The following is a 12,337-nucleotide window of genomic DNA, read 5'->3' as shown; positions in this document are numbered from 1 at the left end:
CTGGGCCTCACGCCCCGCCGGGAACCATCCAGGACAGGACGGTCGACTGCAGACCAACGAGCAGGCACATGACGACGAGCATGCCCAGCGACCACCAGATGACGCGGCGGAAGATCGAGGCCTCCTGGCCGAGGAGGCCGACCGCTGTGGCTGCGATGGTGAGGTTCTGCGGGCTGATCATCTTGCCCACGACTCCACCGGAGCTGTTGGCAGCCACCAACAGGACGGGATCGATTCCGGCCTTCGTCGCGGCAGTCTGCTGCAGCGTCGCGAAAAGTGCGTTGGCACTGGTGTCAGAACCGGTCACTGCTGTGCCGAGCCAGCCGAGGATTGGTGAGAGGAAGGCGAACAGCGCCCCGGTTCCGGCGATCCAGGTGCCGATTGTGATCGTCTGTCCCGACAGATTCATGACGTAGGCCAGTGCCAGGACGAGTCCGACGGTGAGAATGGAGAATCGCATTTTGACGACATTGTCGACGAAGACCTGGAATGCGTCCTTGACGGTCATCTTGTACACGATGGCGACGATGATGCCTGAGACCAGCAGCATCGTGCCCGGTGATGACAACCACTGGAAGTTGTAGACCGTGCTCGTCGACAGCTCCCCTGCAGCGGTCATGATGTTCCCATCCAGCCCCGGCCAAGGAATTTTGACATCGGTGCTGGCCAGCCACTTGTCGATGACTGGGATCAGCTTGGCACCGGAGAAGATGACGATGACGATGAGGTAGGGGAAGAGCGCCATGAACACGCGCTTGCCGGTCAGAGGTGTCGTCTTCGTGTCCACGGAGGTCGCCACGGCTGCGGCTGCTCCACCGGCATCGGGCGCGGTGGCCTTCTCCCGACTGCGTTCGTCGGCCATCTTATCCAGGGCGTCCTGGCCGCCGACGGGCTTCCAGAACTGGAGCATGATCACCGCAGCAGCGAGGCCCATGAGCGAGGCGATGATGTCGGTCATCTCGACCGAGAGATAGTTCGCAGAGACGAACTGTGCTGCCCCGAACACGATCCCGACGACCAGAGCAAGGGGCCATAGCTGGCGCAGGCCACGTTTGCCGTCGACGAGGAAGATGAGGAACAACGGCACGATGGCGGCCAGCAGCGGAGTCTGGTGGCCGACCATGGCACCGATCTCCTTGTAGTCGATCCCGGTGAGGTTGCCGGCGGTGATGATCGGGATGGCGATCGCACCGAAGGCGACCGGAGCGGTGTTGGCCACCAGCACGACGACTGCTGCTCGCATGGCGGTGAAGCCGACTGCGATGAGCATGACACCGGTGATGGCAACCGGGGCACCGAATCCGGCGAGTGCTTCGAGCAGCCCTCCGAAGCAGAAGGCGACCAGGATCGCCTGCACGCGAGGATCATCGGAGATGACGTTGATGACCAATCTGAGGTCTTCGAAGTGTCCTGACTTCACCGTCAGTTCGTAGAGCCAGATGGCGGTGATGACGATCCACATGATCGGAAACAACCCGAAGGCGAATCCCTGGCTGGCTGACAGGCCAGCCAGCCCGACCGGCATGCTGTAGACGAAGATGGCAACGATCAGGGCGACGATGACTGCCGCCAGTCCGGCCCAGTGGGCCTTCCATTTCAAGAACCCGAGGGTGACGAAGATGGTCAGCAGCGGCAGCAGCGCAGCCAGCGATGACCACAGGAGGCTGTCTGCAAGTGGGGCGATTTCAGGAGTGTACATATTTTCTCCTGCACGGTCGGCACTCGACTACAGCGTCTGCGTTTCGACGTTGAACGCGCCCGAACATGCATACTCGATGGGCTTCAGTATGTCCTTTGTGTGGTCAGACCACTAAAGTGAGTGTAGGACCGGATGTGATCCAGGTCAAGAATTCACTCCCGATGAGGCAGGGTCCTACTCGTGGGATGATGGCAAGGTGCGAAAAGTGAGTACTCATGCCCAGTGAATCAGTCAGCTCAATAGACGGCACCGCCGCAGGTCACGCCCTCAACGCGCCCCAGGCACCGGAATGGAAGCCAGTCTCCCGATCGAGCACACATGAACTCGTCATCAATGCGATCGAGGAGCAGATCACCTCTGGCTCCCTGACCGTCGGCGATCCGCTCCCCTCTGAGCGGGAGCTGGCGTCCAAGCTTGAAGTCAGTCGAGCGGCGGTGCGTGAGGCGCTGCGCGTCATGGAGTCCCTCGGCGTCGTCGTCTCGAACGTCGGCTCCGGCAAGTCCGCGGGCACCTTCATCGCCTCCATGCCCAAGGAGGCCCTGACTCGGTTCCTGCGCCTGCATGTGGCCCTGGCGAACTTCAGCATCGAGGAGGCCATCGAGACGCGCATCCAGCTTGAGCGCTCAAGCATTGCGCTGGCAACCGGGCGAGTCCACGAGGACGCTCTGGCGGGAATGAATGCTTCGCTGGCGATCATGGACACCCCGGGCGTGAGCTTGGAGACCTTCAACGATGCCGACACCGCCTTCCATGTGGCCATCGCCCACGCCTCGGAGAATCAGCTGCTCTCAGATCTCACGGAAGCCATCCGCGGCTCTCTGCGCCGGCCCATCCTCGATGCCTTCCACGAGGTCGACGATCCGCGCGCTCTGATGGCGCAGCTGCAGGAGGAGCATCATGCGATCATGCAGGCGATCGTCGACCGCGACACCGATCACGCGGTGCAGCTGACCGAAGACCATATCCGATCAGCCACCGCCGCCCTGCCGCAGCTGACGCAGGGCCGGCAGGAGCGCGGCTGAGCGCGGGCGTCAGCCCGTCACACCGGTGAGCTCATTGCTGGCGTGCGGAAGTTCGGCGGACTTCTCCACCTCGCCGGTGCCCAGATCCACAATGTGGAGTTGGCTCTTATCCGGCTCGGAGACGTAGGCCTTCTCACCCTGCACGTACAGAGTGGGTCGGGGCTGCTGCCAGTCGACCGGCTCCTCCCACTCCTCAATGACCGGATGAGAGTCGGTGACCTTTCCGGACTCGGGGTCGATGACATTGAGCGTGCCGTCGGTGCCGAGGACGAGCCCCTCCCCCTCGGGGCCACGGGCCAGGGAGCGGAAGCTGTATGAGGAGTCGAGGTCGACGAGCTTCATCTTCCCGGTTTCGGTATTGGTCAAGGTGACTTTCTCTGGGCGTTCGAGTTCGGCGTCCTCGTCGACTTTGTAGTCACCGAGGACGACCGGTGAGTCATCGGAACCCGCCTGATTGCCGATCCGACCGTAGGAATCCGGGGAGTCGACCTTCGTGAATTGACCATCCTTGTAGTAGAGGATTCCGTCTTCGCAGCCGACGGCGATAGCCTCGCCCTGGGCCGCGGCCTCACCGTGGACGCCGGGGCAGTCCTCGTTGCGGGCGATCTCCTGACCTTCGGCATCGATGACCTTCGCTCCGGAGCGTTCCTCTTCGTTGCCGATGGTGTGCAGGATCTCGCCGTTCTCCAACTGCACAGCCACGCCGTGGTGGGCCTCTTCGACCTCTTTGACTTCTGGTTCGGGAGCGCCGTCGGTGAAGGCCTCGGTGTCGAAGATCTGCATGCGTCCGTCCCCGTCGCCGAAGAGCACCGTCGAACCGCCGTGGCGCACGACGTGTCCGGGGGTGTCGGTTTCATAGACGGTGTCGGTCAGCTCGGGTGATCCGGCGAAGCTGTGGGTGTGGTCGCCGTGCTCTTCGGTCCAGGCTCCGGCGTCGAAGAGCTGGAATCCGTTCGCCACCGACACCATCGCGTGTCGTCCGTCGCCGACTGGGTTCACCCGATTGAAGCCCTCGAGCTTCGTGTCGTCGATGACCTCGAGCGTCCGCGCATTCAGGGTGAGGATGCCTCCGTCGTAGGTGGTGACCAGGCGTGGCTGCGCTTCCTCGACCTGCTCGGCTTCGGTCTCCGGAGCATGATCGCCGTGGTTGCCCTCGGCCTCGGCTCCTGTTCCTCCGCACCCGCTCAGCAGGAGGGCTGTGGCTGCCGCGGCCGCTGACAGCGGGGCGACCAGACGTCGTCGTGTTCTCATTCTCTTCTCTTTTCTATATTTCCGGGGTAGTGGTCTGTGGTGGTGTGGTGTCGTGTCCTGGGCGGCGCGGCGTTCGATGCTGGTTATCGAGGCATCAGCCCCGCGGCGATGGCCTGCGCGTTGGTTCTCTGCATGTCGATGTAGGTGCCGGCGTCGCCGTCGGCTTCGGTGAGAGATTCCGAGAACAGCGGCCTCACGTCGACATCGAGGTCGACTTCCTGAGACAGGGCCTCGGCGAGCTTCTGCGGCTGCGAAGAGTCCGCGAAGATCGTCGGCACACCCGCCTCCTCGACCGTGCGTGCAAGCTCTTCGAGATCGGCCGCCGAGGGCGAGGCGAGGGTGGTGCCGCTGGGCAGCACCGCTCCGATGACTTCGAAGTCGAAGCGCTCGGCGAAGTAGCCGAAGACGTGATGGTTCGTCACCAGCTTCCGATCCTCGACCGGGATCTCCTCGGCGATCTCCTCGATTTCGGAATCGAGGTCGAGGAGACGCTCCCGATACGCGCGAACGCTCGGCTCGATCGCCTCGGCGAGGCCCTCCCCCATCTCCTCACCCACGGTCGAACTGATGGCATCCACGGCGGCGACCATTCGCGTGGGGTCGGTCCAGAAGTGCGGGTCGGGTGTACCCGCGCTGCCGCCCGAGGCGTAGTCGAGCGGGTCGATCTCCTCGCCGACCTCGAGGACGCGCACTCCTTCGCTGCGCGCGTTGTCGAGGTTCGCCGACAGCCCCTCTTCGAGCCCCAAGCCGTTGCCGATGATGAGATCGGCGTTCTCCATGGCTCCGGCTTCCTTCGCGGAGATGCCGAAGGAGTGCGGGTCGGCGTTCGGTTTCATCAGCACCGCGACATCCGCGTGATCTCCTACGAGATTGTCCACGACATCGCCGAGGATGTTCGTCGTCACCACTATCGTGGGCTCATCGCCGCCTGGCGTGCAGGCGGTCAGTGCCCCGACGGTGCCCAGCGTGAGTGTCACTGCCGTGATGTGATGCCGTGCTCCCATCATCGGCCTGTCACAGCCAGAGCCGCAGGGGCACCACCGATGTCGAAGCTGCGCGCCTGGCGCAGTCCGTCTGCCGGGTCGAGCTCGTGGACCGTTCCCGAGGCCGGATCGCTGACATAGGTGCGTTCGCTGTCCACCGCCACCGATGGTCCGGCTCCGTGACCTTCCCCTTCGGTGTCGAAGGGTTCGACGAGCTTCTTCTTCTCAAGCACTGCCCCGGTGTCCGGATCGAGCGAATAGACGGTGCCGTCACCGTCGAGGGCGATGACCGCTGAGTCGTCGGGAGCGATTCCTGCGGAGACAACCTCGGCGTCGATGTCGGCGAAGGACCACTCCCCCGACCTCGCGTCGAGAATTCCGATCCCCTGTTCCTCAAACGGAGCTGCGGCAAGATCGCGACCTGCCTCGATCGACCAGGCGCGCTCATCACCGGCCTCCTCGGGGTAGGGCGCCACCTCGGCGTGGAAATCCTCATCGACACTGATCACACCCTCGGCACAGGCAAAGGCCAACCCATCTCGGGTGACCCCGGCGCCGTGGATCTCCGGGCATTCGCCGTCGATCGGCGTGGCCTGGCCCTGCTCGTCGAAGACGGTGAGCTCGGAGGGCAGATCTTCGGCCCGATCACCGGGAACGGTCGACACGAAATGGTCCTCGAAGGGAACCGTCACTCCATGGTGGGGCCCCGGTGCCACGGTGCCGAGTTGTGTGAGCTCACCATCGCCGAAGGCCGTCCGGTCATAGACCTTGGCCCGCCCCTCGCCGTCGAAGAAGAACGCCACCTCGGTCGGCCCGGAGACGACATGCGCGGGCTCGGCCCCGTCGATCTGGCCGAGGCTCTTCGCCTCGGCGGTGTAGTAGTGCTTGTGGTCACCGTGGTCGACGGTCCACGCCCCGGCGTCGACGGCGGTGACCGTGCCCGCCTCACCATCGCCGAGGTAGAGGTATCGGGAATCGGCGCCCGAGAGCTTCGTGGTCGGTGAGCCTGCAATCTCGGTCACGACCTCCTCGCTGAGCAGGTCGAGCACTGCAACCCCGCCGGTCTTCGCATCGCTGACGGCCAGTCGCAGCTGCGGTGCGTCCGCCTCCTGTGCTCCTTCGACGTATCCGTGGGGCGAGGCAGAGGCGCCGGCCTCTCCGGCGCCGCTGACCGGCTGCTGTCCTTGGCATCCTGTCAGTGCGAGAAGTGCGATCATCGCCGCGCTGGGCACGGAGACAGCTGTGGTTGTCTTCATGAGATCTTTCTATTGATACTGATTATCATTTGCTGGAAAGTAGCTTAGCGCACTTTTCACTCGCTTCGCGACAAGCACGACGAAGAAGGCGAGAACGGTCAGCAGTGCAATCGTCGCTCCGGCCGAGGTCTGCGCATACCAGCTCACCAACAACCCGACGACGGTCGCGGCGGCACCGATCGCCGAAGCCGCGATCATGATGAGCCCGATGCGGTCGAAGAGCAGGTACGCAGTCGCCGGCGGCCCGATGAGGAGTCCGAAGACCAGGAGCGTGCCGACGATCTGGAACGAGGCGACCACGGCCAGCGCGGTGAGCATCAGCATCGCCGCATGCGCCCAGCCGGGACGCATGCCCAACGTCGCGGCCTTTCGCTCATCGAAGGCGAGCGCAAGGAACGGCCTGCGCAGGAGCACACAGGCCAGCACGCCCACACAGGCCGCAATGCCCAAGACGAGCAGGTCCTGACTGCGGACCCCCAGCACGTCACCGAACAGGAAACTCGTCAGGTCGACGGCAAAGGACTGGGAGTGGGAGACGATGACCACCCCAACAGAGAGCATGCCGACGAAGAGCAGCCCGATGCCGACATCCTGAGACAGCGTCGACTCCCGCGAGACCCAGGTGATTCCGGCAGCCATCACCAAGGCACTGACCGCTGCACCGAGCATGAGATGCCCTCCCATGAGCGCTGCGATCGCGACCCCCGGGAGCATGCCGTGCGACATCGCGTCGCCGAAGAAGGCCAGGCCGCGCAGGACGACCCAGGTGCCGACACATCCACACAGCACGGCGGCGAGCACCCCGGCGATCAGGGCGCGCTGAACGAAGGACACCTCGAAGGGGGCAATCAAGAATTCCATTCGCTGATGATAACCATTATTGTTATCGAATGGGCAATCCGATCACAGTCGCACATCTGACCTGTCACCATGGCAACCACCTCGCCGTGAAGGAGGTGTCCCTGACTGCCGACCCGGGCCACGTCACGGCGCTCGTCGGAGCCAACGGCTCAGGCAAGTCGACCCTCCTCTTGGCACTGGCCGGGCTGCTCCGGCCCACGTCCGGCACGATATCCGGACGCCCGGCCAGCATCGCGTTCGTGCCTCAGCGGAGCACGGCGCCCGACCATCTGCCGATCACCGTCGGCCAGACTGTCGCGATGGGCAGGTGGGGTTCACGCGGCCCGCTGACTCGCCTCGACGGTGAGGATCGGGACATCATCGATGACTGCCTGATACGACTGCGGATCGGCGATCTCTCGTCGCGACGTCTCGGGTCGCTCTCCGGCGGGCAGCGTCAGCGTGCTCTCATAGCGCAGGGCCTGGCGCAGCGTCCCGAGCTGCTCCTCCTCGACGAACCGCTGGCAGGCATCGATGTTCGCGCGGCAGAAGACATCGCCGACGCCATCGATTCCGAACGCCGCCGCGGCGCAACCGTCGTCGTGGCCACGCACGAGCGCGCCCAGGCCGAGCATGCCGATCATGTGATCCGGCTCGACCAGGGCGCTCTCGTGGTGGGCTGACGGGTCCGTCTGCCTATTCGACGACCACGGTCGGGGTCACTCTTCCCTGTGCCCGGCGGCCACCTCGGCGGTCTCTGCATCGATCCTGTCCTGGTCGGCCCGATGTTTGGCCGCGGCCTTGGCCTCCTGGCGCTCCGCCCTGCGCTCCTTGCGGCGTTCGACGAGGAGGTAGAGGGCGGGCACGAGGATCAGGGTCAGCACCGTGGAGGAGGTCAGTCCGCCGATGACGACGATCGCCAAGGGCTGGGAGATGAAGACTCCTCCACCGGTCAGGCCCAATGACATGGGCACGAGGGCAAAGACCGTGGCGGCGGCCGTCATCAGGATCGGGCGCAGGCGCAGCCGGGTGCCGTGGATGATCGCGTCGGGCAGTTCCATCCCGTGCTCACGCAGCTTGTTGATGAGGTCGATGAGCACGATCGCGTTCGTCACCACGATGCCGATGAGCATGAGGAGGCCGATGAGCGAGGGAATGCCCAGCGGCGTCCCGGTCAGCAGCAACAGCAGCACGGCACCGGTCGCAGCGAACGGGATCGACACGAGCAGGATGAGCGGCTGAACGAAGCTGCGGAAGGTCGCGATCATGACGAGGAAGACCAGTGCGATCGCCACCAGCATCGCCCACCCGAGCTGGGCGAAGGAATCGGCCTGCTCCTGGCTCGCACCGCCGACGTCGAAGCTCACACCATCGGGCAGATCCATGCTGGAGGTCAGCTCCTGCGCCTCGGCGGACACGGGATTGAGCTGTCCTTCGGCGGGAGTGGCGAACACGGTGACCTGGCGGTCTCCGTCCTCGCGGGTGATCGTGGCAGGCGTCTCGGTCTCGTCGACTGAGGCGATCTCGTCGACCGTGATCGGTTCGCCCTTGATGTCGGGGATGGCCGCCTGTTCGTCGGCGAGGTCCTGTTCCTCGGCCTGGTTCTCTTCCTGTTCGCGCTGGCCGTCGATGAGGTCGTCGATGGCATCGTTGGCTTCCTGCAGCCCTTTCTCTGCCTGCTCGACGCCTTCTTCGGCCTGGTCGACCTGCTCGGCCGCCATCTCACCGGGGCTCGGCGCCGGAGGTGGATTCTGCGCATCGTCGAGTGCCTTCCGGGCCTCTTCGAGCTGATCGGCCGCGTTGTCACGAGCCTCCCGTGCGGATTCGAGCTGATCGGCCGATTCCTCTTCGGCCTTGGCCTTGGCTTCGTCGGCCCTGCGGTCCGTCTTCTCCTCAACGGCGTCGGTCGCGTCCTCCTGTGCGTTCTGCGTCTGCACCTCGGTGACGGGCAGTTCGAGCGCCCGGATCTCATCCGGCGTCGCATCCGGGTGGGTCGGGGCGAGGAAGATGTCGCGTTCCTTGCCCTCCAGGCTCAGTGTCCCGGCTTCGCTTCCGTGCAGGGCGGCTGCGATGGCCTGCCCGACCTCCGCCTGGCTGTAACCGTAGTCCGCGGCCTTCTCCCGGTCCACGTCGACGTGGATGATCGGCTGATCGGAGGCGAGATCGTTGCGGGCATTCGTGACTCCCGTCGTCTCGCTCATCTTCTTCGTCACCGCATCGGCGGCTTCGCCCAGTGAACCCATATCGGTCCCGGAGAGTTTGATCTCGACGTCCTCGTTCGTACCGCCACTGGCATCCTGGACGTCGATCTCACCGACGTCGTCGCCGAGGCGCTCGATCTGGTTCGAAATCCGGCTCGTCGCAGCCTCGGCCTCGGAGTCGGCCTTCAGGGTGATGTTGAAGGAGTTCTCGGCGCCGGTTTCGGGACCGTTGACGGTCGTCGAGTAGGTGTCGACGTCCGGGTCGGAGGCGAGCACGTCTTCGATCTTCTTCGCGGCCTCGTCGCTGGCCTCGAGCGATGCTCCGGCGGGCAGGGTCTGTGCGATGTAAAGGGAGTTCTGCCCGGCGGATCCGAGGAGGTCGGTCTTGAGGAAGCTGGCCATCATCATCGTCACGGCGAAGATCGCCACGGAGATGACGATCGTGCGCCACGGGTGGCGCAGGGCGGCCATAATGGCGGGCAGGCTGCGCTGCTGGAGACTGTCGACCCTGTCGGAGGCCTCACCGTCGCCGGGCATCGGCGTCACCGGAGCATCGGCGGTCGCCGCCGGGAGCAGTGTCTTGCCCTTGCCTGCGCGCTTGGCGTTCTTCTTGTCGATCTTGGCCTGTCGACGTTCGGCTCGTTTCACTCCACGCCGGCGGTGCTTCTCGGACCACGCCTCATAGCTTGCATCGGTGGCGGCCTGGCGCTTCGGCGACAGCGGCTTCGGGCTCTTGCGCAGGACCCAGTAGCTGAAGACGGGAACGATCGTCAGCGCCACCAGCAGGGAGCCGAGCAGCGCCAGCGACACGGTCACGGAGAACGGACGGAACAGCTGCCCGGCGATGCCGTCGACGAAGGCGATGGGCAGGAACACGGCCACAGTGGTCAGGGTCGAGGCTGTGATGGCACCGGCCACCTGTTTGACCGAGGCGACGATGTCGTCGATCGTCAGGTCGCTCGTGCCCTGCCGTCTGCGGATGTTCTCGATGACGACGATGGAGTCGTCGACGACGCGGCCGACGGCGATGGTCAGGGCACCCAGGGTCAGGATGTTGAGGGTGTAGTCGCCGACCATCAGGCCGATCATCGCGATGAGCAGCGACATCGGAATGGAGATCGCGGCGACCACGGTGGACCGGAAGGAGCCGAGGAAGGCCAGGATCACGAGGATCGCGAAGAACAGCCCCAGCCCGCCTTCGACGGACAGGTCGTGGATCGACTTCTCAATCTCCGGCGCCTGGTCGAAGATGGTCGAGAACGCGATGTCGTCACCGAGTTCGGGACCCATCTTGTCGAGGACCTCGTTGACGCCGTGGGAGACCTCGACGACATTGTCGTCCTGTCCCTTGGTCACCGACACCGTCACGGCATTCTTGCCATCAGCACGCGAGTACGAGGTCCTCTCCACCGAGTCGAGTTCGACATCGGCGACGTCCCCCAGCAGAACCGTTCCGTCGGCGGTGCGCAGCGGGGTCTTCTCGATCTCCTTCACGGCGTCGAGTTCACTGCCGACTTCGACTGACAGGGACTTGTCTCCCAGCGCGCTCTGCCCGGCCGGGACGACGGTGCCGGCGGCGGTGAGCTCATCGGGGACCGAGGTGGTGACGACGTTCTTGTCGTTGACGTCATCGGGCCGGAAGGTGATGTTCACCCGCTGCTCGCTCTGACCGCCCACCTCGACGCCGGCGACACCGTCGACGGCCTGGAGTTCGGGGACGAGCTCGGTCTCAACGAGGTCGCCGAGCTTCTGCGGGTCGTCTCCCCCGGAGACCGCGAACATGACCACCGGGACATCGTCGATCTGCTGGGACAGCACCTCCGCCTCGGCGTCCTCGGGCAGGTTCGCCTTCGCGGAGTCGACGGCGGAGCGGACCGCGTCGGTCACCTCCTCCGCGTCCTTGCCGAACGGCCACGTGACATTGGCCGACATCGACCCGGACGAGGTGGTCGTGGTCACTGCTTCGAGGTCGCCGACTCCCTCCAGCGCGGTTTCGATCGGCTTGGTCACCGATTCCTCGACGACCTCGGGTGAGGCTCCCGGGACCGTGACCTGCACCGAGGTGCCGGGCAGTTCGACCGAGGGCATCGTCTCCTGATTGAGCGAGGTGGTCGCGACGACGCCGAAGACAGCGATCACGAGGGTGAGCAGTCCGACGATGAGACGGTTCTTCAGACTCATCCTGGTGATCAGGGACACGGGTTTTCCTCCGGGTTTTGGGCATACGGGAGCTGCGGGCGGTGCTTCGGGCGGTGCTTCGGGCGGGGATAGTTCGGGTGAGGCGGTCCGGGTGGGTTGGTCCGGGTGCTGCGAGGGGAGGTGGATCGGGTGATGGTCGAAACTGCCTGCGAGCGACTTCAGTCTTTCAGCTCAGACCGTTCTGCACGTCCCCCGAAAGTTGTGTTCTGCCTCCCCCGAAAGGTTGAGTGCGAGATGGGAACTTGGTCATGATTCGATCCTATGACCCGCCCCACTTGCGGTCGCGGGTGTTTTCCTCCGTTTTGGATTCCGGTAACACCACAATCGGGCCGGTAACACCACATTCCGGCTTTGGGTGGGCACAGGCGATTCGTGGGTCAGCTGTGCAGGCGGAGATAGTGGCGGAGTCGCTCGACGCCGCCCGAACGCTCGGCCCCGCCCGAACCGCTGCCGTTGCCAAGCGCCCTCTCCAGCCTCGCCCTGATGGCTTCTTCGTCGAAGGATTCGCCGATGACGACCACCGCACTGTCCCAGGTCGTCTCCTGTGGCACAGCGCTCGACACGTAGACATTCGGCCCTACGGCCTGCACACCGTAGGTTCTGTGTCGGGTCCTTTCCGCAACGAGGATCGAACCCTTCACTCGGTAGACCCCGGCGGGCAGGTCCTCAAGCAGGTCGAGCACTGCATCGGCGTCGGCGCACCCGTGGCCGATCACCGTCACCGACTGTGCGTGTCTGTGCACAGGGGCGCTCTCCCCCTCGAGGTCCTTCTCTCCGTCAGGGCCCTTCTGCGCCTCGACGTCCTTCTGAGCCGATTCGGCATAGGCCTGCCGGATGAGTTCCCGAATCGGCAGCTCGGCCTGGATCGGTTCCGCGGCCCCGCCGG

At 64.8% G+C, this 12,337-nt stretch carries 9 protein-coding genes; 2 read left to right on the top strand and 7 right to left on the bottom strand.

Annotated elements, in window-relative coordinates; all coding sequences use genetic code 11:
- Window positions 1–7 precede the first annotated feature (7 nt).
- Entirely contained in the window at window positions 8–1,699 is a 1,692-nt protein-coding gene (locus tag L0G76_RS10020) for an L-lactate permease (RefSeq protein WP_304357108.1), read from the bottom strand.
- A 215-nt stretch (window positions 1,700–1,914) separates the two neighbouring features.
- Between L0G76_RS10020 and L0G76_RS10015 the strand changes: the two genes are divergently transcribed.
- Complete coding sequence (locus L0G76_RS10015) at window positions 1,915–2,721, top strand: FadR/GntR family transcriptional regulator (protein ID WP_304357107.1); 807 nt, start codon at window positions 1,915–1,917, stop codon at window positions 2,719–2,721.
- A gap of 9 nt (window positions 2,722–2,730) precedes the next feature.
- Here the strand turns inward: L0G76_RS10015 and aztD are convergent, their stop codons facing one another.
- The 4 genes from aztD to aztB all read right to left on the bottom strand — a co-directional run bounded on the left by aztD (window position 2,731) and on the right by aztB (window position 7,072).
- Entirely contained in the window at window positions 2,731–3,972 is a 1,242-nt protein-coding gene (gene aztD, locus L0G76_RS10010; protein ID WP_304357106.1) for a zinc metallochaperone AztD, read from the bottom strand.
- A gap of 83 nt (window positions 3,973–4,055) precedes the next feature.
- Window positions 4,056–4,949, bottom strand: a complete 894-nt coding sequence (gene aztC, locus L0G76_RS10005) for a zinc ABC transporter substrate-binding protein AztC (RefSeq protein WP_369696176.1) — start codon at window positions 4,947–4,949, stop codon at window positions 4,056–4,058.
- Window positions 4,950–4,975: 26 nt separating this feature from the next.
- Window positions 4,976–6,211: a PQQ-binding-like beta-propeller repeat protein gene (locus tag L0G76_RS10000; RefSeq protein ID WP_304357104.1), complete on the bottom strand. Its 1,236-nt coding sequence runs from the start codon at window positions 6,209–6,211 to the stop codon at window positions 4,976–4,978.
- Window positions 6,212–6,220: 9 nt separating this feature from the next.
- Complete coding sequence (aztB, locus tag L0G76_RS09995) at window positions 6,221–7,072, bottom strand: zinc ABC transporter permease AztB (protein ID WP_304357103.1); 852 nt, start codon at window positions 7,070–7,072, stop codon at window positions 6,221–6,223.
- A gap of 29 nt (window positions 7,073–7,101) precedes the next feature.
- Here aztB and aztA point away from each other — a divergent pair, with 29 nt between their 5' ends.
- Window positions 7,102–7,734 carry a zinc ABC transporter ATP-binding protein AztA gene (gene aztA / locus L0G76_RS09990; protein WP_304357102.1) on the top strand — a complete coding sequence of 211 codons (633 nt, stop codon included), beginning with the start codon at window positions 7,102–7,104 and terminating at the stop codon, window positions 7,732–7,734.
- Window positions 7,735–7,770: 36 nt separating this feature from the next.
- On the opposite strand, the gene L0G76_RS09985 is transcribed toward aztA, so the two are convergent.
- Both L0G76_RS09985 and L0G76_RS09980 read right to left on the bottom strand, forming a co-directional pair.
- Window positions 7,771–11,433 carry an efflux RND transporter permease subunit gene (locus L0G76_RS09985; RefSeq protein ID WP_487247002.1) on the bottom strand — a complete coding sequence of 1,221 codons (3,663 nt, stop codon included), beginning with the start codon at window positions 11,431–11,433 and terminating at the stop codon, window positions 7,771–7,773.
- Between the two features lie 395 nt (window positions 11,434–11,828).
- Window positions 11,829–12,337: CobW C-terminal domain-containing protein (locus L0G76_RS09980; RefSeq protein WP_304357100.1), on the bottom strand; the 509-nt coding region annotated here is incomplete at its 5' end.

The sequence above is a fragment of the Brevibacterium picturae genome, assembly GCF_030453725.1.
Classification (GTDB): Bacteria; Actinomycetota; Actinomycetes; order Actinomycetales; family Brevibacteriaceae; genus Brevibacterium; species Brevibacterium sandarakinum_A.
Note: the sequence above shows the minus strand (reverse complement) of the source record. Positions and strands in the feature narration are given on the sequence as shown.